General features: G+C 38.7%; 19 protein-coding genes. 13 read left to right on the top strand and 6 right to left on the bottom strand.

Annotated elements, in window-relative coordinates; genetic code table 11:
• The first annotated feature begins 15 nt into the window (after positions 1-15).
• The 3 genes from MMY79_RS15495 (at position 16) to MMY79_RS15485 (ending at position 4298) form a co-directional block, all read left to right on the top strand.
• On the top strand, positions 16-741 hold the full coding sequence (locus tag MMY79_RS15495; RefSeq protein WP_252610039.1) for a DUF6160 family protein: 726 nt from the start codon (positions 16-18) through the stop codon (positions 739-741).
• Positions 742-773: 32 nt separating this feature from the next.
• On the top strand, positions 774-3185 hold the full coding sequence (locus tag MMY79_RS15490) for a DUF6160 family protein (RefSeq protein ID WP_252610037.1): 2412 nt from the start codon (positions 774-776) through the stop codon (positions 3183-3185).
• Between the two features lie 159 nt (positions 3186-3344).
• Positions 3345-4298: a DUF6160 family protein gene (locus MMY79_RS15485; protein ID WP_252610036.1), complete on the top strand. Its 954-nt coding sequence runs from the start codon at positions 3345-3347 to the stop codon at positions 4296-4298.
• 80 nt (positions 4299-4378) lie between these two features.
• Here the strand turns inward: MMY79_RS15485 and MMY79_RS15480 are convergent, their stop codons facing one another.
• Positions 4379-5323 (bottom strand): tRNA-dihydrouridine synthase, encoded by a 945-nt coding sequence (locus MMY79_RS15480; protein WP_252610034.1) that lies wholly within the window; start codon positions 5321-5323, stop codon positions 4379-4381.
• 84 nt (positions 5324-5407) lie between these two features.
• A complete protein-coding gene (ccsA, locus tag MMY79_RS15475) occupies positions 5408-6217 on the bottom strand; it encodes a cytochrome c biogenesis protein CcsA (protein WP_252610032.1) in 810 nt (269 codons plus the stop codon).
• Positions 6218-6357: 140 nt separating this feature from the next.
• Between ccsA and ffh the strand changes: the two genes are divergently transcribed.
• Entirely contained in the window at positions 6358-7773 is a 1416-nt protein-coding gene (gene ffh, locus MMY79_RS15470; protein WP_004794257.1) for a signal recognition particle protein, read from the top strand.
• A gap of 49 nt (positions 7774-7822) precedes the next feature.
• Here the strand turns inward: ffh and MMY79_RS15465 are convergent, their stop codons facing one another.
• Both MMY79_RS15465 and MMY79_RS15460 read right to left on the bottom strand, forming a co-directional pair.
• Complete coding sequence (locus MMY79_RS15465; RefSeq protein WP_252610018.1) at positions 7823-8557, bottom strand: pantothenate kinase; 735 nt, start codon at positions 8555-8557, stop codon at positions 7823-7825.
• A 14-nt stretch (positions 8558-8571) separates the two neighbouring features.
• Positions 8572-9324, bottom strand: a complete 753-nt coding sequence (locus tag MMY79_RS15460; protein ID WP_252610015.1) for a biotin--[acetyl-CoA-carboxylase] ligase — start codon at positions 9322-9324, stop codon at positions 8572-8574.
• Between the two features lie 30 nt (positions 9325-9354).
• Here MMY79_RS15460 and MMY79_RS15455 point away from each other — a divergent pair, with 30 nt between their 5' ends.
• The 7 genes from MMY79_RS15455 to MMY79_RS15425 all read left to right on the top strand — a co-directional run bounded on the left by MMY79_RS15455 (position 9355) and on the right by MMY79_RS15425 (position 19942).
• Positions 9355-10158, top strand: a complete 804-nt coding sequence (locus MMY79_RS15455; RefSeq protein WP_252610014.1) for a sulfite exporter TauE/SafE family protein — start codon at positions 9355-9357, stop codon at positions 10156-10158.
• Between the two features lie 256 nt (positions 10159-10414).
• The gene (locus MMY79_RS15450) at positions 10415-11110 is read left to right on the top strand and encodes a GntR family transcriptional regulator (RefSeq protein WP_252610012.1); all 696 of its coding nucleotides are present in this window, start codon (positions 10415-10417) and stop codon (positions 11108-11110) included.
• A gap of 10 nt (positions 11111-11120) precedes the next feature.
• Positions 11121-14570 carry a chromosome segregation protein SMC gene (gene smc / locus MMY79_RS15445; RefSeq protein ID WP_252610010.1) on the top strand — a complete coding sequence of 1150 codons (3450 nt, stop codon included), beginning with the start codon at positions 11121-11123 and terminating at the stop codon, positions 14568-14570.
• 1 nt (position 14571) lies between these two features.
• A complete protein-coding gene (locus MMY79_RS15440; protein ID WP_252610008.1) occupies positions 14572-15609 on the top strand; it encodes a cell division protein ZipA C-terminal FtsZ-binding domain-containing protein in 1038 nt (345 codons plus the stop codon).
• A gap of 94 nt (positions 15610-15703) precedes the next feature.
• Complete coding sequence (ligA, locus tag MMY79_RS15435) at positions 15704-17743, top strand: NAD-dependent DNA ligase LigA (protein ID WP_252610006.1); 2040 nt, start codon at positions 15704-15706, stop codon at positions 17741-17743.
• Between the two features lie 252 nt (positions 17744-17995).
• Positions 17996-18460: a bacterioferritin gene (bfr, locus tag MMY79_RS15430; RefSeq protein ID WP_004794241.1), complete on the top strand. Its 465-nt coding sequence runs from the start codon at positions 17996-17998 to the stop codon at positions 18458-18460.
• A 288-nt stretch (positions 18461-18748) separates the two neighbouring features.
• Positions 18749-19942: an MFS transporter gene (locus MMY79_RS15425; RefSeq protein WP_252613541.1), complete on the top strand. Its 1194-nt coding sequence runs from the start codon at positions 18749-18751 to the stop codon at positions 19940-19942.
• Between the two features lie 67 nt (positions 19943-20009).
• Here MMY79_RS15425 and MMY79_RS15420 read toward each other — a convergent pair whose 3' ends face one another.
• Both MMY79_RS15420 and otsB read right to left on the bottom strand, forming a co-directional pair.
• Positions 20010-21443, bottom strand: coding sequence for a trehalose-6-phosphate synthase (locus MMY79_RS15420; protein ID WP_252610004.1), 1434 nt, complete (start codon positions 21441-21443; stop codon positions 20010-20012).
• Positions 21431-22282: a trehalose-phosphatase gene (gene otsB / locus MMY79_RS15415; protein ID WP_252610001.1), complete on the bottom strand. Its 852-nt coding sequence runs from the start codon at positions 22280-22282 to the stop codon at positions 21431-21433. Before otsB ends, MMY79_RS15420 begins: the two co-directional genes overlap by 13 nt.
• 356 nt (positions 22283-22638) lie before the next feature.
• On the opposite strand from otsB, the gene MMY79_RS15410 reads away from it, so the two are divergent.
• Both MMY79_RS15410 and bioA read left to right on the top strand, forming a co-directional pair.
• Positions 22639-23370 (top strand): hydrolase, encoded by a 732-nt coding sequence (locus MMY79_RS15410; protein ID WP_252613539.1) that lies wholly within the window; start codon positions 22639-22641, stop codon positions 23368-23370.
• Positions 23371-23463: 93 nt separating this feature from the next.
• Entirely contained in the window at positions 23464-24744 is a 1281-nt protein-coding gene (gene bioA / locus MMY79_RS15405) for an adenosylmethionine--8-amino-7-oxononanoate transaminase (RefSeq protein ID WP_252609986.1), read from the top strand.
• Position 24745: the final 1 nt, after the last annotated feature.

The following is a 24745-nucleotide window of genomic DNA, read 5'->3' as shown; positions in this document are numbered from 1 at the left end:
GAGGAGGATAATGATATGAAAAAATTAAGTACTTTGATCCTCGCTCTTTGTGCAACAGTTACTCATGCGGAGCTGCAAACTTTAGATAATGATGCTTTGCAGGCGATTAATGGTCAGGCTGGTGCTGATTTATCTTTGATGCTCAATTTAAACCAGACCTCTAATGGTATATTTGACAATGGTAGTGGTGGTGTCTGTGAGAACGTAGAGTTCTGTCATTTAGGCTTGGCGATTAACAAACGGTTTGTGCAAGCAGATGCGACTAAACCAAGTGGTTGGGCAGAAAATAGTGATAGTGGTAATAAACTTTGGCTAGTGTTTAAAGGCGTACAAGGAACTTTAAATATTCAAAAAATGGGCTTGGATGGTGCTGATTTAAAGTATCTTGATAAAAGTAATACTGAAATTATTAAGCCTGCTATTCAGCTTAGTTTTAGTGCAGCTCAACCGATTTTATTCCGTAATTTTGGTTTCAATGCTTTATCGATTGAGCAAGATAACTTTACCAGCTCAACAACAACTCAGGGGTCGAGTGCAAATATGTATGATTATGCATATTTCAAAAAACCGACATATGCTGCGACTGCTAATAGTGCTGCACAGCAAGTTGCTACAGCAACTCCATCAGCCTATGACTATGGGCGCGAAACTGGTTTTATGGGCTTGATGATGAATGGAAACTTAGCTATTCAAGGAAAAGTCATGGTCTTTAGTTGTGATGGTAGTCATCCTCGTTGTTAAGGGTTAATGTAGATTTCAAAGGAACTGAAGTGATGAAAAAAAATAAAGAAAATCACAGCTCAAAGTTTATTTTAAATACATTAGCAACCAGCATGTTGTTAGTGAGTGGTCAAATTTATGCTTTAGAAGCTTTAACAGATGCTGATTTGAGTGCCGTCAATGGACAAGATGGGATCTCTATTCAAACTACGTTTAACGAAATTAATATTGATAATGCTTATTGGGATGACCATGCAGGCACACCAACAAGTGCAGATCAGGTCTTAAGAGCTCAAGCGAGTGGTGTAAAAGTCCAAAAAAGTAATGCATCTAGCCAAACTTTAAGCACTAATTACCGTTTAGATGTAGGTAGTAATCCGACTACGGGTAAAACCGGACTCGACTTTTCTATGCAAAGCAGTCCATCACTTATTACCGTAAATAGTTTTAAAGTATGTAATAGCTCTGCTATTTGCTCACCGACAATGGGGCAGTTGGCTATTCAAACGACTTCTCCTTTAAATTTGGCACTTACAACCCAAGATGGTCTATTTAATGCAAATAGCCAGTCAAGCATGACACTTGGTATTAATAATGCCAATATTTATTTAGGGCAATTGGATGCTCGCAGCCAGCTAAATCAGTTAATTTTAAGAAATTTTAACTTTAATTTTGTTGGTAAAGGAGCCATGTTGATTGATCCAACTCGTGGCTTAGTTTTACAGACAAATACTGGAACTAATGTTGCTGGTGTAGGGCAAACTCCGAATACTACCTATGGCTATGTTGATTTTAACCGTGTAGCAGATTCAGCTTCTGGTTTAACTGCGGGTACGTATGTTGACAGTAGTGGCAAAGTAACCAATTCAGGCCTGAATATTGAAGTGATGCTCAGTTCGAATGTAGATAAAGCTAATCCTTATGCTTTAGATGCAACTAATAGTCCACAAAATGCGAAAGGTTTGATTCGTTTAGGTGCTAGTGGACGTATGGTAAATAGTTATTTACAAGTCCGTGGTATGGATGGTACTGCGGATACCACCACTTTAGGTACGGCAAATACTGCGGCGGGTACAGGTTCAAGTAATAGTATTTTAGGTAATTCTGGCATTGCCTTTCGTATGAAAGGTGAATTCACTAAAGATAATGATTCAATGCTAGGTGCAGATGGTAAAGCAACTACTTTAGAAATTGGTGGAGCAGGTCTTAATGCTTATGGTTTCGAGTTTGGCAATTTAACTGGTCTTAACTCAGCTACGCGTGGTTATTTCGACAGCGGAAATATTTATCTAAATCTTGCTGATACAAAAACCTTATTAATGCCAAACAACGCGACTTTAAATGCAATCCGTTTAGGGAGTGGTACTTTAACGACAGCTGCTGATTATCAGCATAATATTCATCGTGATACGGTTACTAATCCATTCAGTTTAATTCTTGCGATGCGTGGAGCAGAGTTTCAAGCATTTTCAAGACGTGGTCGTTTTACGACAAGTGCGAATGTCGCTCCTGCAAATCAGTTTGCAGACAATGGTGCAAACAACCAGTGGGGTTTAGCACTACCTTTCTATAACTTAAATGCTAATGCTGCTGTTTATGGTTTAGATGCAACAGCAAATAGTGCTTATTACTATACAAAAGATGCCAATGGTAAACCTGTTCAGAATGTTGTTGCTACATCTGGAACGACTTCGCGTTTAGGTTTTGGTATTGCAGCTGGAACTACAGGACGTGATGCGACTGGAACCAAAACGACCTCAATTTTATTAATTGATGGTTCTCCAAATGCCAATAATGCAGGTAACCCAACTGATTATTATATGGGGCTACGTAACATCGATATGTTCGTCAAAGGCAATGGAAGTATTGGCTTAGAAAATGGTAGCCTCAATATTAGTTTAAAAGAGATGCTACTTGCTTTATCAACTGAAATTGCAGCAGGTTATTTACCAGGGGCAAAGTATAAAACTTGTCCAGCTACCGGTTCATGTACCTCACCAATTGATAACTTTGCCAGAAATAATGATGTCTTATTTGGTCTAAAACTGCGTTTAGGTGGTGATCTAAACTTATCGATCGTGCCAAACAGTTCAATTGCAGATGGTAGTGCTCTAACAGTACTTGGTGATTTCACCATGCCTGCCACAGCAACTGGAAATACGGTTCAAATTAGTGATCCGATCGATGGTTCTGCAATTGGCTTTGATAATATTACTGGAAAGCTTGCATTTAATACCGCTTTAGTTGTTGGTAAAGACACTGCAAGTGGTTTAGGTAAAGTTGGCGTAAATACGGCGGTTTATTTTAATCCTGATAAGAGTATCGACGGCGCATTACGTGTTAAAGATATTAACTTCTATCCACCTTCAACTGGTGCAGGTGCACGTTTAGGTGAGCTTGCGATTACTGGTGGCCGTTTAAATAGTAGCTTTAGTATTGTGCCGAGAAATGGTGCTTTTAACTAATAAAGAAAAGTGGCGATATCGCCACTTTTTACATGGTTTTTATTTTAATGTGATTAGATTTGCATTCGTCGGGTTATAGGGATAATTACTTTGTACTTGAATATTATTCTGATAGTCTGAACAAATAATAAGCGTTTGTCTCTTAAGGATTAGAGCGACATGAAGAATAAAAATATAGGGTGCTGGTTGTTACTTGCCAGTAGTTCAAGTGTTTTTGCAATGCAACCTTTAGATGACCAAAGTCTTGCAGCAGCAACGGGTCAAAATGGTTTAACCTTAGGTATTCAGGCTGATAAAGTTAAATTTAATCAAGTCACTCTGATTGATACAAACGGTATTGCCTCAACTTCGTATAATAGTAAGGCTGGCTTTGTCATTGCAGGGAATTCTACTAATCCAGTTCCTGGCATAGAGTTTATTAAAGCTGCTGTATCGAGTAATCCTTCTTTTAATATTGCAATGGATGTCGATGCTGGTGGTGGAAATCCTTTTTTAAATTTAGCGGTATCTATGGGGAGTGATGTAAACGGTATTCGACTTTTACCTTTTTCAGTCTATATGGCCCCTAGTGCATCTTTATCTAGTCCATCCGATTATGCATTAACAAGTTATGCGCCAAAATCAATTTTTAGTTCGGGAACGACAGTAAATACGGGCGTAAAAGAACTGATCCGTTCTACTGGCAATCTAGATATTAACTTTGTACAAACCAATAAACCTCGTTTAAATATTCAGCTTGGCCATGCTGCTCAATCAGTTATGGTTAAATTTGGAGGGGCAATTCAATCTATTTGTTCTGCTGCTGCAGGTTGTCCAATTACTTTAGTGTCCGATAATACGGGTGCTACATTTGGATTTAAATTTGCGGGCACAAATACCTCAACTGGTTTTGTGCTTGATGGTTTCTATGCAGGTGTTGATCCAACTGGATTAACTTTTGGAAATACAGGCGTATCAAGTAAATTTGATGCTTCACTTAACAATGTCACTTTAGGAAATATGGGTACCCAAAATACAACAACGTTTAATAATTTACCGAATGGCTCAATGGGGAGTTTTGGTGTCACTGGCGTTTCTGTAACCGACTTTAAAATGAAAGTAAGCGGCTTTTAAAAAAGAATAATAGCTTAACCTGAAATACGAAAGAGGGCGGTTGTAAAAACAATCGCCCTCTTTTTTTTGACTATACTGCGTTAAATGGTTTCTGATCTGGTATGTTCTAACTGTTGGACAATTTCATCCAAAGCTTTAATACGTTTTACTTGGTCCCATAAATTTTTAGCTTGTGGGTAGGCTTTTGTCATCATCCCTAACCATTGCTTATAACGACCGACCATACCAATTTCTGTTTTTGCCTGACCGTTTAAAAAACGAATTTGTAAATCAACCAGTTGTTCCCAACTAAATAACGCTTCATTCATATTTTCACGAATACATTGGGTTAAATCAGGGGTCGTCACAGCACCACGTCCAATCATTAAATCTTCACAGCCAGATTGTTGCTGACAAGCTCTAGCATCAGCATTGTTCCAGATTTCACCATTAGCAATGACATTAATTTTTAAAGCTTCTTTAATGGGCAGAATTTTTTCCCAATAGGCAGGTGGCGTATAACCATCTGCTTTAGTACGTGCATGAACCGTCAACCAGCTTGCACCAGCATCTTCAACAGCATGGGCATTTTCCATGGTGTGGTTTTCATCGAGATAACCTAAACGCATTTTTGCTGAAATAGGGATGTGTGCAGGCACCGCATCTCTCACTGCTTTAATAAGCATATGTACAACATCAGGTTCATCAAGAAGAACAGAGCCGCCTCGGTGTCGGTTTACAGTTTTTGCAGGACAACCGAAATTTAGATCAATTGCTGGTGCACCAAGCTCTACAACTTTTGCTGCATTTGCTGCCAGCATCTCGGGATTATTCCCTAGGAATTGAACATGTACCGGTGTACCAGCTGCTGTTTTACCGTCATTTTTTAATTCTGGACAAAAACTATAGTAAATATGGTCTGGCAAAATGCTGTCAGTAACTCGAATAAACTCGGTCACACACCAGTCGAAATGACCAACAGATGTGAGTGTATCCCGCATGATCGGGTCAGTTAAACCTTCCATTGGAGCGAGTATGAGTTTCACAGTCTGTGTCACCTGAGCAAAAAGAAAACAGCGTTATACGGGATATGTATAACGCTGTCTAGTATCGAAGAAATTTTAATTTATTTAACGGCTCAAGATCATCTCAAGCACAAATTTACTACCAATAAAACCAATCGCCAAAAGTACAAAACCAATTAAGGTAAAACGAATCGCTTTTTGACCTCGCCATCCGAGTTTGTAATGGCCAATCAAGAGTGAGCCATAGATAAACCAAGAAATAATACTAAATACGGTTTTATGAGCGAGATGCTGTGCAAAGAAGCTATCGATCGTCAAGAAACCAAAAGCGAGTGCAATCGTTAATAAAATGAACCCAGTAATGATCAGATCAAATAACAAAGACTCCATCGCTTGAATTGGCGGAAGTAAATTGACCCAAAAACGTTTTTTTTGTTTCTTTTTGAGTTCACGATTTTGGAACCATAGCAAAATAGCGTGAATGGTTGCCATAAGCAAAACTGCATAGGCAGAAAGTGAAAGAATGATATGAGTATCTAAGCCTAGCGAATGCTGCTCAATAAATTGATCTGGTCGGCTGAATCCAAAACCTAAAATTAGACCAATAGCCGCTACAGGAATGCCTAACAAGTTTAACGGTACAATGGGACGGAAAATACTAAAAATTAAACTTAACAACAGCATAAGCCACGATGTAAAAGATACTAAATTAAAAACATCGTAGTTAATTCCGGCTGGTGTCAGCATAGCGTGACATAAAACTGTACCGTGCAATAGGAGCGCCAAAGTCGCAACAAAAGCAAATAACCATGGGTTTGGTTCACGTTTTGACATTAAACGAATAAACAGATACCAGAAAGAAGTGGTATATGCGATGAGTGCCAAAATTGTGTAAACCAAGGGGAGGCTAATCATGTCAAACCTTTTTCAGGATTAATTCATCTATATAAGATATAAATTCGCTGCGAACTAAAGTATCCTATAGCATTCTATGCATAAATTTTCTATTTCGAGAAAGATTTTTTTGCAACTAGCCATTTTAAGCGGATTTTGCAATGTTTGATACCTTAACAGAACGACTCACACAGAGTTTAAGAAATGTTACTGGCTCAGGGCAGCTGACCGAAGACAATATTAAAGATACCTTACGTGAAGTACGTATGGCACTTCTTGAAGCCGATGTCGCGTTACCTGTAACTCGTGAATTTATCGCGAAAGTTAAGGAAGAGGCATTGGGCCAAGAAGTGATGACTCAGTTATCACCAGGCCAGGCATTTGTAAAAATTGTCTATGACGAACTTACCAAGATGATGGGTGAGGCGAATGAAACACTTGATTTAAGTGCTAAGCCTCCCGTTGTTGTATTACTTGCTGGTTTACAAGGTGCGGGTAAAACGACAACTGCCGCTAAGTTGGCACGATTCTTAAAAGAACGTCAAAAGAAAAAAGTAATGACAGTTTCTGCCGACGTTTATCGTCCAGCAGCGATTAAACAGTTAGAAACTGTGTCAGCAGAAGTTGGTGCAGGCTTTATTGCATCAGATGCTTCAGAAAAGCCAATTGATATCGTTAATCGTGCAATTGAACAGGCAAAAATCCAGTTTGCTGATGTGTTAATTGTCGATACTGCAGGTCGTTTACATGTCGATGAAGACATGATGGACGAAATTAAAGAATTACATGCTGCTGTTAAGCCAACTGAAACCTTGTTTGTGGTTGATGCCATGACAGGTCAGGATGCTGCAAATACAGCTAAAGCGTTTAATGATGCATTAGCACTTACGGGTGTGATTCTTACTAAAACTGACGGTGATGCACGTGGTGGTGCTGCGCTTTCTGTACGTGCAATTACGGGTAAGCCAATCAAGTTCTTAGGTATGGGTGAAAAGCTTGATGCTTTAGAACCATTCCATCCAGATCGTGTTGCTCAACGTATTTTAGGCATGGGTGACGTACTTTCTTTAGTCGAGGAAGTTGAACGCAAAATCGACAAAGAAAAAGCCGAAAAAATGGCTAAAAAATTGCAAAAAGGAGGCAGCTTCAACTTTGAAGATATGCTGATGCAATTTGAGCAAATGAAAAGTATGGGCGGTATGATGGGCTTCTTAGATAAGTTGCCTGGCATGAGCGGTGCAGGAATTCAGCAGGCTATTGAGCAAGCAAATCCTGAAAAACAGGTCAAGAAAATGGAAGCTATTATCCAGTCAATGACCGTTAAAGAACGCCGTAATCCAGACTTGATGAACCCAAGCCGTAAAAAACGTATTGCGGCAGGTTGTGGTATGGATGTTGCTGAAGTGAATAAACTCATTAAGCAACAAGCACAAATGGCTAAAATGATGAAGAAATTTGCGAATCCATCTGGTATGAGCAAAATGATGCGTTCATTAGGCAATATGCAAAAACAATTTGGCGGCGGCGGTGGCGGCGGAATGGGCCCACTGTTTGGTAACAACGACCAAAAGAAATAAACTTATAAAATAAAAGGCGCATATAGCGCCTTTTATTTTGTTCTGTATTTTAGTCTTTAGGATAATGAGCAATATATTGTTGTAGTCCTTTGAGCAAAAGATCAGTTTCTACGACTGGATCATATTTTTTCAAGAACTTAGCAAAAAGGGGAGCATCCCCACCTGTAAGGAGCAACTTTTTAGGAGATTGCTGTATGATGCTTTCAATCGTACTAATAAGGCCTAACAAAATACCGTGATGCACTGCATCGACTGTGTTATTACCTGGGTTCAGGTTATCAAAAGCTGAGTCTGGAATTTTAATGCCCTTTGTATTTTGAATGAGTGCATCGCGCTGCAAATATAAATTAGGGAGGATGTAACCTCCTAAATGTTGTTTACCTTGCGTTAGATCAATCGTAAGCGCTGTTCCGCAACCAATAATGCAATAGTTTTCATTAGCCTGAGCTACAGCTAATACTTGTAACCAGCGGTCAATCCCGAGCTGACTTGGTACTTCATAGCCACACTTTAACTCAGCATATTCAGCATGAACTTTGGCAAAAACAACAGGAATTTCGAGCCATTTTAAAATCTGCTGAATACGTTGGTTGTTTTCAGTATCGAGAACTGAAGAAATCCCAATACGATGCAGACCTTGGTGTTTAAAGTGTTGAATTAAACCAAGTAGCAGATCGGCAGGGGACTGTAAATGTAGCTCAGCTGCATGCTCAATAATTTGCTGATTTTCAGTAATCCAATACTTTAAACGGGTGTTCCCGATATCAAGCCATAAACTTTTCATGGAAGAACACCTGTTTATTGATTCACTTGTGGTCTTAAGCGACCTTGATAAAACTGCTGAGGTTCTGGGGTTTCAAGAATTACTGCACCTTCATTGGATATTCCAACAAAACGGCCATGTACCAGTCCCTGACTATGTTCGAACTGAACTAACTGATTAATCCATGCAGCGTGGTGATTAAAACGTCCTGCCAAGTTGTAGCAACCATGATCAAACCAGCGAGCTGCATTTTGAATAGCGACATATAGCTCTGAAATGAGTTCAAGACGACTCATTTGTTCTAAACCTAAATCTTCTAATGAGGTAATTGGTTGGTCATTGTCGGTTACTGGCGGTGTTTTTAAATTAATGCCTACACCCACAATAGCTTGATGCTGGGAAAGCGGTTCGACCAAAATTCCACCCCATTTACCTTGAGCACTATACAAATCATTTGGCCATTTCACTTGTAAGCTTAAAGGCTGCAACTGCGGAATTTGCAGAATATTTAGAGCAACTTCAAGTGCTAAGCGACCATCTAAGGGTGTTCGAGTTTGCACCAATGTGCTTAAATAAATGTTTCCTTCAGGTGAAATCCATTGCCGTTGATGTTGACCTCGCCCTTGAGTTTGTTGAGCACTGCAAACCAAGCCTGTTGTAATGCCTTTTTGGGCAATTTCACGAATATCATCATTGGTCGAAGTTGTGGTTGCTTTTAATAAAACCACTTCTGGAAGCTGGTTTTTTGCGCTTAAAAGTTGTTGTAGTTGGCGAGTCTCTAAATCCATGTTGAATATGAGCAGAGTGGTAAAACATTTATGGAGTTAATCATATATTTACTCATTGGCGCAATTGCTGGTTTTACTGCCGGATTGTTTGGAGTTGGTGGTGGACTAATTATTGTACCAATCCTCTATGTGGTTTTTACCCAGTTGCACTATGACCCTGCGGTAATCATGCATATTGCAGTTGGAACATCACTTGCAACCATTATCGTAACGTCTTTTAGTTCAGTTTCTGCCCATCATAAAAAGGGTGCAGTACTCTGGCCTGTTTTTCGTAACTTGGCGCCTGGGCTGATTATTGGTTCATTTTTGGGTGCTGGTATTGCCGACCTGATGTCTGGTCAGCATTTACAGCTCCTTATAGGTGTCTTTGCTGTTTTCATGGCTTATCGTATGTTTAAAGGTGCTCATGTTATGGTCGATCCAAACAGCAAGCTTCCTTCAACATCAATGCAATTCATGGCAGGTGGTGGTATTGGGGTTGCTTCAGCAATTTTTGGTATTGGGGGCGGTAGCTTAACTGTTCCGTATTTAAACCGTCATGGCGTCGTCATGCAAAAAGCAGTCGCAACTTCTGCTGCTTGTGGTTTACCCATTGCTATTGCAGGTGCAATTGGTTTTATGTGGTTTGGTGCAAAAGAACACATCTCTGTACCTAACACGATTGGTTATGTGCACATCTATGCTTTTATTGGCATTAGTGTCATGAGTTTTATTACAGCCAAATTTGGAGCAAAAGTTGCTCATGCATTGTCACCACAAATGTTGAAAAAATGCTTTGCCTGTTTGTTAGTCGTGGTGGGTAGTTATTTTATTTATAAAGGGATTATGAATTAGAGAATAAAATATTAATCTTACTAGAGCTACGACTTAAGAGCTTGAATTTTTAGAAATTCGAGCTTTTTTTATTAAATAATATAAGAACATTCGGGGCTTTTATTCATCCGATTTTGGTGTTGTTTTTAAATGGGTTGGCTTAAAATGCAATAAAATTGTCAGACAATGACATAGTTTTTAATCGGTACGATCAGTTAAAAACAAGGATGCGAAAGAAAAGCATGGATTAATGCATATAAAAAGTAGCGGGTGATTTATGAATCTCGAAGAGACAGAAAGTCTTTCTGAGCAAATTGTCAAATATATTAGCGAACAGATCATTAGTGGCGAGTTGGTTGAAGGCGAGCGTATCCAAGAATTGCGTATTGCCAAAGAGCTTGATGTGAGCCGTGGGTCAGTTCGTGAAGCATTGTTATTATTAGAGCGTACTCATTTAATTGAGATATTTCCACGCCGCGGGGCAATTGTTTCAGAAATGTCAGCACAGCAGGTTAAAGCACTGTTTGACACAAATATGATGTTATTGGGGCATATTGTTCAACGAATAAGTGAAACATGGCGCGCACATGAAGCAGATCAATTACAGCTATTGTTAGAACAACTTCTTGAGCATGTGAAAGCGGGCGATATTGAAAAGTTTTATGATGGTGTTTTCCAATATCTCGCTGAACAGCAAGATATGGTCGGAAATCCTTATCTAATGAAGTTTTATAAAGAGTTACTACCTTCACTGCGTCGTAGTTATTTTTTGACCTTAAATACCTCTAAGCGGGAACTACAAGAAGCATTTGAATTATTTAAACTCGTGACTGATGCAATTTTGATCCGAAAATCACAACAAGCCGCTTTATTTATGGAAGATTTTTGTCGACACTTACGTAACCTTGTGTTGGAATCGCTGACACGAATGAAACAGATTGAATTGGCCTGGGCAAGACGCTCACGCCGCTAGTTAGGGCATTATGCGTTTAAGCAGTTTAAAACTTTCCGGCTTTAAATCTTTTGCAGATAGTACAACTTTAAATTTTAAGGCGAACCGCACAGCAGTGGTTGGTCCAAATGGTTGTGGCAAATCAAATGTAATTGATGCTATTCGTTGGGTGATGGGCGAATCAAATGCTCGTCAACTACGTGGTGGTAGCATGCAAGATGTTATTTTCACAGGAACTTCCAAGCGTAAGCCAGTGGGCGTGGCGAGTGTTGAGCTACGTTTTGATAATACCTATGGCAAATTGGGCGGGTCATATAATGCTTATAATGAGCTCGCCGTTCGTCGTCAGGTCACCCGTGAAGGTAAGTCCGAATATTTCTTAAATGGCACACGTTGCCGCCGTCGTGATATCACCGATATTTTCTTAGGAACTGGGTTAGGGCCGCGTTCTTATGCAGTGATTGAACAAGGCATGATTAACCGTCTGGTTGATGCCAAACCTGAAGAAATGCGTATCTTTATTGAAGAGGCAGCAGGTGTTTCACGCTATCAAGCTCGTCGACGCGAAACGTTGCAACATCTTGAACATACTGAGCAAAATCTTTCACGTTTAGAAGATATTGCCCTCGAGTTAAAATCACAGCTGAAGACGCTTAAACGTCAATCAGAAGCAGCGGTTCAATATAAAACTCTGGAAAGCCAGATTCGGACCCTAAAAATTGAAATTTTGTCATTTCAGGCAGATAAAAGCGTACGCCTTCAAGAAGAATATACAGTTCAAATGAATGAACTGGGTGAGACTTTTAAATTGGTTCGCTCTGAGTTAAGTACAATTGAACATGATTTAGAAGCAACCAGTGCTTTATTTCAGCGCCTCATTCAGCAATCTTCACCATTACAACAAGAATGGCAACAAGCTGAAAAAAAACTATCTGAACTGAAAATGACTCTGGAACAAAAACAGAGTTTATACCAGCAAAATAGTATGACTCTCGTTCAGTTAGAACAGCAAAAATTCCAAACTAAAGAACGTTTACAACTTTCTGAATTGCAACTTGAAACACTCAATAATCAGTTAGATGAACAAACTGAATCATTAACTGGAATTGAGTATACTGCAACGGAAGCTGAACAAAACTTTGCTGATTTACAATCTCAGCAAAAACAAGCACAGCAACAGTTTGAACAAGTAAAAGCTCAGGTTGAAAAACAACAGCAGCAAAAAATGCAAATGTCTGCTCAAATTGAGCAGTTAGGTAAAAATGTTCAACGCATTGAACAGCAAAAAGAAACGTTGCAACATCAAGCAAGTCAGATTCAATCACATGTTCATGAAGATGAGCAGGGTGAGCTTGAGCAACAGCAACAACAGCTTTGTCGTGATATCTCGACGCTAGAGGCTGAAATTGAGCAACAATTGCTACGCTTAGAGCAGTCTCAACAGCAACATCAGTCAAGTAAAAATCAACAACAAACGCTGAAAACAGAAATACAGGTTTTATTATCTGAGCAGAAAAACTTAAACCAGCTTGTTGCTAAGCAAAGCCCAAAGCAACATCAAGATGCACTACGTTTAATGCAGGCTCTACAGTTAACAGAACAGGGCAAGCCACATGCACAGATTGTTGAAAAGTTTTTAGCAAAATGGTTGCAGGCACATATTGTTGAGACCGAACAAACTTTTCAAGAAGGGGTTGCGCGTCAGTTAAAACCTTCAGAGCAAACAAGTCAATTTAAAGGTAATTTGGCCTATTTAAATGATTGGATTGCTTCGCCACAACTATCAATATTTTCGAATGTAGCGATTGCACAAGATTTGACTGTTGCTTTAAATGAGCAAAAGCAACTACAACATGGTCAGTCTATTTTGACTTTAGATGGTTATCATGTTGGACAGGATTGGGTCATTGCCCTTATGTATGATGACGAGAGTCAAAGTGCACAAGGTATGCTGAGCCATCGCATTCGTTTAGATGAAATTGAGCAAGCTCTTGAAAAGCAGCAACCTGAGTTACAAGCATTAGACCAAATTTTAGTTCAGCAAAAAGATGAACTAGGGCAGTTGCAGTCTGACTTGCAGCAGAAACAGCAAGTTTTTAAACACAAACAAAAAAACTTACAACAGCTTGATGTGCAAATTGCTAAACAGCAAACCGCAGCACAAGCATTTTTACTGCAAAAACAACAATTGAAAGATCAGTTAGCTCAGCTAGACATGCAGCTTGAAGAAGATGCAATGCAAAAAGATGATCTGGAGATTGATTTGCATGCTCTAGCAATCAAACTTGAAACCATTTTACCTGATTATAAAACTATGCAATTTCGGGTAGAAGAGTTAACGGAGCAGTTAGAAGAACAGCAACAAACTCTACAACATCAGCAACAAGAACGCGAGATTTTACGTCGTAGTAGTACGCAGACCACCCAACAAATTGAACTGCTTGAAAAAGATATCTCGTTCTTGCAGAGCCAATATCAGCAAATTAATGCTCAAATGGAGCAGGCGAAAAAATTTGTTGACCCTATTCAGTTAGAGTTACCAAATCTTGAGTCGGAGTTTCAGCAACAATTTGCTCAAACTGAAAAGTTGCAAAAGAACTGGAATGAATGGCAGCTTGAACTCAATAGTGTGCAGGAAAAACAACAAACCCTGACAGATCAGCGTCATCAATATCAACAAAAAGATGAACAGCTCAGAGAACAACTTGAAAACAAGCGTTTGGCATGGCAAGCAGCTAAGTCAGATCGTGAACATTACCAAGAACAGCTAAAAGAGCTAAATGCCGAGATCAAAAAATGCTTACAACTTGATTTAACTGAGCACCAGCAAAAACTGGAAAAAGTACAGAAGCAGTTTGAAAAAATCGGTGCGGTGAACCTTGCTGCTTCACAAGAGTTTGAAGAGGTTTCTCAGCGTTTTGATGAGTTGAGTCACCAGATCCAAGATTTGGAAAATACGGTAACTCAACTAAAAGATGCGATGAAAAGCATTGATCAAGAAACCCGTAAGTTGTTTATGACAACGTTTGATCAGATTAATCAAGAGTTGCAAAATCTGTTTCCAAAGGTCTTTAATGGTGGTGAAGCGAGTTTAAGCCTTGAAGATGACTGGCAATCTGGTGTTAAACTGATGGCAAGACCACCGGGTAAGAAAAATAGTTCTCTAGCATTACTTTCTGGTGGAGAAAAGGCTTTAACCGCGTTAGCATTAGTATTTGCGATTTTTAGATTAAATCCGGCACCGTTTTGTGTGTTAGATGAAGTGGACGCACCACTTGATGATGCGAATGTTCAGAGATATTGTAATTTGGTAAAAGAGCTTTCTGAACATGTACAATTCATTTACATTACACATAATAAGCTGGCAATGACCATGGCAACTGATTTGTTGGGTGTGACCATGCCTGAACCGGGTACATCAAAATTAGTCACTGTCGATTTAGAACAGGCAAAAGAATACGGGTTAGTTTCGGAGTCATAGAATGGAAATCAATACGATTATTGGCATCGTTGTCGCCATTGTTATTATGCTAATTGGCTTAAAAATGATTTTAAAAAAGTCAAACCATGCCGAACCCTCATTAGATAGTGATTTGCATATTAATCCTGATAGTAATCAGCCAGTTATACCTAGACATGTGCGAGATCAACTTGAGCAAACTGAAGCCGAGCGTGTATCTGCGACTAGCGCAGAGCGAGTAGAGCCGACTTTAAATGAATCTGCACCAGCACAAATCAGTGAAACAAAACAAACAGAAACCTTGGCTGTAGAACCTGCTAAATCAATTTCAGCCGAACCAACTCAACCAGTTGTTGAAAACTCTTCAGATGAAATTAAATCTGAAGAAAATGTAAAAAGCTCTACCATTAGCACAGATAGTTCAGTTGAGTTAGTTGATACAGTTTCTGTTAAATCAGAAGCTTTATCAGAAGAAAACTTGGAATCTGGAACTGAAAAAACTGAGCCGGAGTTGAGTTTGAACCCAAATATTGAAACTGCCGAAATTGCTGAATTTGAAGGCGAGAGTAATATTCTGGATGTACATTTGCATGAACAGCAACGTTATGATGATGAAAGTGCATTAGCGGTGGCGGAACAGATCATTGCGTTGAATGTCTATCCAAACCCTCGTCGCGCGTTATCTGGCGATAAAGCACTTAAAGTATTATTAAAATACGGTTTACGTTATGGCGAAATGTCATGTTTCCATCGCTATGAAAATACGGATGAGCCGAGCGTACTAATGTTTTCAGTACTGCGTATGACAGACAATGGCCCAGCAGGGTTTGATCTTGAAACTTTATCTAGTGAACAAGTTCAAGGGTTGGCATTTTTCCTTGCGCTTCCAAACAGTAAAGCTGTGACTGGTTTTGACATGATGGCAAGTATTGCCGGTTTAATTGCTCGTGAAATTGATGGCAAAGTTTATGATGAGAATAATCTTGAATTTACACCGCAGTTAAAAGAGCACTGGCGTCATCATGTGATTGATTATCGTCCGGCACATGCGACCGCCTAGTTTTAATTTTTTACGTTCGTTGCGATAATTGCAACATATCTAGTCGCAGCTCAGGGTGGAGAAATTTCCACCCTTTTTTATGGTGAATAACATAATGGCAACAACTTCCGTGATCGAACAGATGCGTCAGCTTATTCAACTGATTGCAAAGCATAACCATGCCTATTATGTAATGGATCAGCCGACAATCTCGGACAGTGAATATGATCATTTATTTCACCAGTTAAAAGCTTTAGAAGAGAAATATCCAGAACAGGTTCAACCAGACTCTCCAACAACAAAAGTAGGCGGACAAGCACTCTCTAAATTTCAAAGTGTGACTCATGTTGTTCCGATGCTTTCTTTGGGGAATGTTTTTAATCAGGAAGACTTATTTGCATTTGCTCGCCGTGTAGAAGAGCGACTACCAAATCAAAAAGTACAATACGAAGTAGAACTAAAACTTGATGGTCTTGCGATTTCGCTTTGGTATGAAAACGGTGTGTTAACACGTGGTGTTACACGTGGTGACGGTGAAACTGGAGAAGACATTACCCAAAACGTCAAAACGATTCGCAACTTGCCTAAAGTGTTACATTCAGATCATTTTGAAATTCCACGTTTGCTTGAAGTGCGCGGTGAAGTACTCATGCCAAAGTCTGGCTTTGAAAAACTTAATGCCGATCAGGAAGCAAAAGGTGATAAAACGTTTGCGAACCCGCGTAATGCAGCAGCTGGTAGTTTAAGACAGCTCGACCCGAATATTGCTGCCAGTAGACCTTTAGCGTTTTATGCGTATGGTATTGCCCAGTGCGAACCAAATCATAGCTTAATGACTATGCATGACAGTCTACAATGGCTCACACAACTTGGATTTGAAATTGCTGAGCGTCAATATCTATGTAATTCAATTCAAGAAGTACAGCAGCGTTATGAGCAAATCCAACAAGAACGACCAGATCTACAAGTTGAAATTGATGGAATGGTCGTAAAGGTTGATGACTTAAAACAGCAACAACAACTTGGTTTCCTAAGTCGTGAGCCACGTTGGGCAACGGCCTATAAGTTCCCTGCACAAGCTGCACTAACTACGGTTGATCAGATTGATTGGCAAGTAGGGCGTACAGGAACTTTGACTCCTGTAGCACGTTTAAACCCTGTATTTGTAGGGGGAGTAACGGTTTCCAACGTAACTTTACACAACATTGGTGAAATCCATCGTCTTGACGTGCGTGTTGGCGATACGGTTAGTGTATATCGTACGGGCGATGTTATTCCTAAAGTAGAAAAAGTTTGGCCAGAATTCCGCTCGGCTGACGCTGAAATTGTACATTTACCTGAAAGCTGTCCTGTTTGTGCTTCACCAGTTGTAATGCCTGAAGGTGAGGCTTTAGCACGTTGTTCTGGTGGTCTTTACTGTGCTGCTCAGCGAATTGAAGCCATTCGTCACTTCGTATCACGTAAAGCTCTCGATATTGAAGGTCTGGGTGATCGCTGGGTAGAGTCTTTATTGCATCTCGATTTGCTCAAAGATGTTGCCGACATTTACCATTTGCATGAGCACCGAGAAACTTTACTCGGTATTGAAAAAATGGGTGAGAAATCGGTACAAAATCTAATTGATGCCATTGAAGCCAGTAAGAAGACAACGCTTGCTCGTTTTATTTATGCTCTGGGAATTCGTGGGGTGGGTGAAACAACAGCTAGAATGTTGGCCAATACTTTCCAAACTTTAGAAGCGCTTAAAGCTGCTGATGTTGAAGCTTTAAAGAAAACCCCAGATGTTGGTGATATTACCGCAGAGTGGATTGCTGACTTTTTCTTGGCACCGCATAACATTGAAGTGCTTGATCGCTTAATTGCAGCTGGAATTCATTGGGATGCGCCAACAGCTCCAACACGTCAGCCGTTAAATGGTGAAAGCTGGGTTTTAACAGGTACATTAGAGCAAATGACTCGTGATCAGGCGACTCAGATGCTACAAGCATTAGGTGCGCGCGTAAGTGGTAGTGTATCAAGTAAAACCAAATGTGTTGTTGCAGGTGAAAAGGCTGGTTCGAAATTAGAAAAAGCAGCAAAACTTGGTATTGCAGTTATGAATGAGACTGATTTCTTATCACTTATGGCGAGCTATGGGCAGACCTTAAGCGAATAGATCTACCGAAATAAGAACCATTGATTTTAGTTACAAAATAATAAATTGATGGTTTATGTCATATTTTAACGCTTGTTTGAACTTATAAATCAGACAAGCGTTTCTTTTTGCAGAGGAAATTTAATTAACTTAAACTGTAAATGCGTATGTTTCTCATTTTAATTTGATAAAAATCATAAACTTAATGAATTTTTATTTTGCAATCATTTTTAAGATTGCCCATAATAGTTCACATACGATAGGAGATTTATTATGCGTGGCAATCCAGAAGTCATAGATTATTTAAATATGCTCATTGGCGGAGAATTGGCTGCCCGTGATCAATATCTAATCCATTCTCGTATGTATGAAGATTGGGGTTTAAATAAAATTTATGAACGTATTGATCATGAGATGCAAGAAGAAGCTTCTCATGCTGATGCGATCATTCGTCGTGTATTGTTTTTAGGTGCTAAACCAAACATGCACCGTGAAGATATCAATGTTGGTACAGACGTTGTAACTTGTTTAAAAGCTGATTTGGCGCTTGAATATCATGTTCGCGAAAAGTTAGCGACTGGTATCAAACTTTGTGAAGAGAAAGGCGATTACATTAGCCGTGATATGTTGCGTCAACAATTATCAGATACCGAAGAAGACCATACATACTGGTTAGAAAAGCAATTACGTTTAATTGAGTTGATTGGCTTACAAAACTATATTCAATCTCAAATTTAATAAAATGACCCAGCTTAAGCTGGGTTTTTATTGGCTTATTTTTATAAAATCAACTCATCTTTTAAATGTTAGTTTTGTCAAATTGAACATATTCAAAGCCTTACTATATAAGGCTTTGGCAGTTACAAAAAAGTCAGAAAAATTGTATCACACCCCCTGTTTTTTTTATGAAATTGTTTATAATTTCGCCAACAAAACCCTTGCCTAGAAATCTAATGAGGCAAGGGTTTTTCTATGGAAAATCGGTTGGTATGGATCGCCAATGATTTTATGGTGAGTTCGCGAAATATGTTATTTACCAAACCTGCTGTTTTAGACACAGCTGCTCTCTTAAGCACACAGCGTCTTGCAACACGACTCAGCTTTTTTAGCTTAGGGTTTGCGACCGCCGCTTGGGCACCTCTGATTCCTTTTGCACAGCAACGCTTAAATCTCAATCATGCTGATTTTGGTTTGCTTTTGCTTTGTATGGGGATTGGCTCAATGATTGCGATGCCTGCGACCGGTGCTTTAGTTAAGCGTTGGGGATATCGGCCATTAATTGCGTTGGCATTGATGCTATTAATGGTGTTATTACCAAGCCTCACGGTGTGGAGCAGCATTGTGATGATGGCTGTAGCATTATTTGTGTTTGGGTCGGCAGCAGGATGTCTTGGAGTAGCTATCAATTTACAAGCAGTGGTTGTGGAAAAACATAGCTTGCGAGCGCTCATGTCTAGTTTTCATGGAATGTGTAGTCTTGGTGGCTTAACGGGGGCTATGCTTGTGACTGCATTATTGGCAGTAGGGCTTTCACCCTTAATGAGTACTTTATCAGTCGTTATGATTTTGCTTGTTATTGGTGGTGTTGCTATTCCTTCTTGTTTAACGTCTTTTGAACAGGATGAAAAGCCACATGAAGATACAACACAAGCACTAAAAAAGTTTTATCGTCCCGATGGCATTATTCTGCTTATTGGTATGATGTGTTTTATTGCCTTTTTATCAGAAGGTGCGGCGATGGATTGGGGTGGTATTTATTTAACAAGTAAGTATCAGCTGAATCCAGCCTTTGCAGGTCTTGCTTATACCTTTTTTGCTCTGAGCATGACCACTGGTCGTTTTGCAGGTCATGTCTTGCTTAAGCAATGGGGTGAAAAAAATGTTGTAACTTATAGTGCAATTGGTGCCGCGATTGGTATGGCTGTTATTGTAACAGCACCAGTGTGGCAGGTGGTTGTATTAGGTTATGCACTTTTAGGATTAGGCTGTTCTAATATTGTGCCTGTGATGTTTTCTCGTGTTGGTCGACAAAACAAGATGCCTAAAGCAGCAGCACTTTCTTTAGTATCTACGATTGCCTATACAGGCTCATTAAGTGGCCCAGCTTTAATCGGTTTAATTGGTGAATGGACTGGTTTAAGTACAGTTTTAACAGGCGTAGCTGTATTGCTTTTTATTATTGCTTTACTTAACCGTTTTACATTAATCAAGACAAATTAATTTGTAAATAATAGATCCCCTCTAGCGAACATTGAGAAATTAAATTTCTCGATGTTCTTTTTTAGATTTATAAAACTTGATAGATAGATTGATAATTATCTTGTAATAATCGCTGAGGCTTCATCAGTAGAGTTGGTGTCTTTTCTAAATCATCCAAGAAGTTATTTCGCCAATTGGTAAGATCAGAAGTTGTTAATACCTCTATCAATTGCTGATAACGATTAATACGCTCAGTTTTAGACATTTCTAAAGCCATTTTTAAAGTATCCATCATTGCAGCTCTATCTTGTGGGTCAACAATCAGGGCTTGAGACATCTGCTCAGCAGCTCCAGCATATTTAGATAAAATAAGTACACCCGGATTTTCTGGGTCTTGGGCTGCAATATATTCTTTAGCAACTAGGTTCATACCATCGCGTAGTGAACTGATCCAGCAAATATCTGAATGGCGGTAAATGTGCATAAGATTATGGTGTTGAACCGTGTCATAGCAGCAATCTACCGGTCTCCAGTCTTCATGTGCAAACTCTTCGTTAATTAACTCAAGCTTGGTTTTAAAATGTTGATATAAACGTTGATAAGCCGGAATATCGGTACGAGATGGTATTGCAACTTGAAGATGTCGAACTAAACCATGATATTCAGGGCTGGTTTCCAAAAAGGTTGCAAATGCATTAAATCTTTCCAGTAAACCTTTTGAGTAATCAATACGATCAACCCCAATAATAGTTTTTTGACGTGGGATTTCTTCAAAATTAAACACGGAAGAGGTCGCCAGATCTTGTTGTGCTTGCTTTTGTATAATCTCTGGCTGAACACCAATTGGGTACGACTTAATTAATATTTGACGTTTTTTATAGCTAATACTGTTGCTTTGAATTTTCTGAGCTTCAAGTAAATTTAGACAAGTCTGCATACATGCATTTTGATCGATCTGAGTTTGTAAACCAATAACATCATATTGACTCAAGTCTTGAATTAATTCTCGAGCCACTGGAATTTTGTGCCAGATATTTAGGCTAGCAAAAGGAATATGTAAGAAGAAACCAATTTTATTCTGCATGCCTAATTCACGGCAGTAACGCGCCACACTAAAAAAGTGATAATCGTGTATCCAAATAAGATCTTCAGGCTGTGCAAGCTGTTTTAATTTTTCAGCGAATAATCGATTGACCTTTTGATAGGTACTATATTCTTGCGCATTATATTCAATCAGATCTTCTCGAGCATGCATTGCTGGCCAGAGAACCTTATTTGCAAATCCACAGTAATATTGCGCGTATTGTTGATGAGTAAGAGGACAGGTAATGTAATCAATTCCTTCAGAATAGGCCTGTTCAAATTCTGGCGCTTCGCTATCGGTGATTTGCTGACCATTCCAGCCTAACCAAATGCCATTACTATCATTCAAGGCATCTTGCACAGCCACGGCAAGGCCACCTGCTGAAGCTTTGCCTGATGGCATACTTATTCTGTTCGATAACACAATTAATTTAGACATAATTTTTCTCCATTCTGATTTTGGATATTTTTGACATATAAGCTTTTTATTCTGTTTTTAAATAAAAGAAGAAAATTAGCGACATTATCAATATCTTTTAATCTATAGTGAGCTTGTGTTTCACCAGAGCCTACTTTAATTGAAGTTCCAAGTTTCTGATTAATGGAAATAAAGCCAGACTCATCTGTTAAATCATCTCCTATGAAAATAGGGTGGGATGAAGATAGATTAAGGTGATTTAATATGGTTTGGATTGCTCTACCTTTATCCGCTTGGTTTGGTATTAATTCAATTACACACTTGCCTTTATTTTCTTTTAGTTGAGGGTAATATAAATTAATATTTTGCATAATGTTAATGGCATAATTTTCTAATTCAGGATTTTTTCGATAATGTAAAGCAATAGAATATCCTTTATCCTCAATTAATAATTCAGGATATTTCTCACAAGATTTTATAATATCTTGTTTTAATTCTTTAAAATTAATCGAACTTAAATCTGGTCGAATATAATGATCTGAGCCAAAATAAATATCTAAACCATGCAAGCCAGCAACAGGAATCTCGATAGGATGTAACAGCTTACGAGCTGTGTCTACATCTCGACCTGTTACAGCAATAATAGGTATATTTAATTGAGTTATTTCTTTTATAATTTCTAATGTAACTTTAGGGATAAAACTATGCTTAGGATTAATTTGGAATGGCGCTAACGTCCCATCAATATCCAAAAATAAGCAGTAATTTTTATCTAAAGATAAATTTTTTATAATATCATCTGGTGTAACAAAATATGTATTTTTTTCTCTCCCATCAGATATTGTACTTTGACTGTTCATATTAGCCTTCTCAGTATATTTTGTTCAATAATTAATCTTCTAACATTAAAATGAATTGATGAGTCATTTCTTTTAATAAAAAAACATAAGTATTAACATTAATTACATTGCATAATGGATTTATAGGCGAAGTGTGGATTATGTTGTTTTTTGAGTAGCTTCAATGTTTAGGTAATTAAAGTTTTGTATATTTACTATGAATAATGCAGGTATTATTTATCAATATATTTCAAAATATTAAGTCCTCATAAATGCTTGATTTTACTTTTTTGAAATTCAATTTTATATTGATTTTCAAAGATATTTTAAAGCGATATTATTATATAATCCTTATAAAATCGGCTTTGGGTAGGCATATGAAGTTACAAAATAAAATTTTATTAATTACGGGTTGGGGAGTAGGTGTGGAACCTTTGCAATCTATAAAATTGCATTTGGAAAAAATGGGTTTTGAGACTCAACTTATTAATATTTTTAATCTTTTAGATTGTAACTTTCAAGCACAGCTTGATTTAGTGGCTGAGGCTGATGTGGTAATAGGCTGGTCTTTAGGTGGACAGTTAGCAACTCAACTGGTTGATATTTTGTACAAGCAAACAGGCCAAACTAAAACTTTAATTACGCTCGCTTCTAATCCTTGTTTCGTAGCCAATGACAATTGGCAAACTGCAATGCCTAATGAGGTGTTCAGTCAATTTAAGGATTCTTTTTTACGAAACCAACAAGCCACTTTAAAGCGCTTTTATTATTTAATTACTCAAGGGTCAGCACAAGCTAAACAAGATTGGCTAAACATGCAAAATATTGCAAACCCGCCTTCTTATGAGTTGTTATTACAAGGGTTAGAAATGTTAGAGCATTTAAACTTGGTAGATAACTTAAAAAAATACTCTGGTCCACAGCTTCATTTATTCGCAGAGCAAGATGGCGTCATTCCTTGCAAAATTGAGGAAAATTTTGCACATATCGCGACAGAAAAGATAGAATACAAAGTGTTAAATGACGCTACACATGCTTTTCCCTATTTACAAGTTGAACGAACAATTGAAGAAATCTGCCAATTTTTAACAATTCATCAGCAAAGTTAATAAGCTTTGATTGATATCGCAATTTTCTTTCATTCTTAACAGGTTTAACATGTGTTCAATGAAAGATTTGAACGCTGTAAAAGGGTAAATAGGATGACCGATAATTTTGATTTGGAACATATTTGGCATCCTTATACTTCAATGACCCAACCTTTACCCACATTTAAAGTTAAACGTGCCTATGGGGCAACGATTGAACTAGATGATGGTAGGACTTTAATTGACGGTATGTCTTCTTGGTGGTGTGCGATTCACGGCTATAACCATCCTGAACTCAATCAAGCAGTGACAGACCAATTGCAAAACATGTCCCATATCATGTTTGGTGGACTCACTCATGATCCTGCAATTGAGTTAGGAAAAATTCTTTTAAAAATTACACCGCCTAGTCTCGATAAAATTTTCTATGCAGATTCGGGTTCTGTTGCCGTTGAAGTTGCTTTAAAAATGGCTGTGCAATTTTGGACTGCGCAGGGTCAATCGCAAAAAACAAATTTTATTACTACACGTTCTGGTTACCACGGTGATACATGGAATGCGATGTCTGTTTGTGATCCAGTCACAGGTATGCATCAAATTTTTGGTACAAGTTTACCAAACCGTATTTTTGTTGCACCACCTCAGACCAAATTTCATGAAGAGTGGAATCCAGAAGATATTGCCGAGCTAGAACAAGCCATTCAGCAAAATCATGAAAACCTTGCTGCACTGATTATTGAGCCGATTGTCCAAGGTGCAGGGGGCATGCGTTTTTATCATCCTGAATATTTACGTCAGGCTAAAGCGCTTTGCGAGAAATATCATCTGTTATTAATTTTTGATGAAATTGCCACAGGTTTTGGTCGTACTGGTAAGCTGTTTGCGTGGGAACATGCACAAGTTGAGCCAGACATTATGTGCATAGGTAAAGGCCTAACAGGCGGATATATGACATTGTCGGCTACTTTAACCACAAAGCATGTTGCAGAAACGATTAGTCGCGGTGAGGCTGGGGTATTTATGCACGGCCCAACCTTTATGGCCAATCCACTTGCTTGCGCAGTTGCTTTAAAAAGTACGCAATTATTGATTGAACAAGATTGGCAAGCCAATATTGAGCGAATTGGGCAACAACTTACTGAATATTTAACACCGCTCAATCAGCTAGAGTATGTTGCTGATGTACGAGTGCTGGGTGCGATAGGTGTAGTCGAACTCACCTTTAATGTTGATATGAAAACTTTACAGCAGCAATTTGTAGATCGTGGAGTCTGGATTCGTCCTTTTGGCAAACTGGTTTATGTGATGCCACCGTATGTAATTACTCATCAAGAGTTAAGCAATTTGCTTGAACAATTGGTTGAGGTTGTTCAAACGATGCAAGGAGCACATTAAG

The organism is Acinetobacter sp. XS-4, from assembly GCF_023920705.1.
In the GTDB taxonomy this organism is placed as follows: Bacteria; Pseudomonadota; Gammaproteobacteria; order Pseudomonadales; family Moraxellaceae; genus Acinetobacter.
This window is presented reverse-complemented; position numbering and strand designations above follow the sequence as displayed.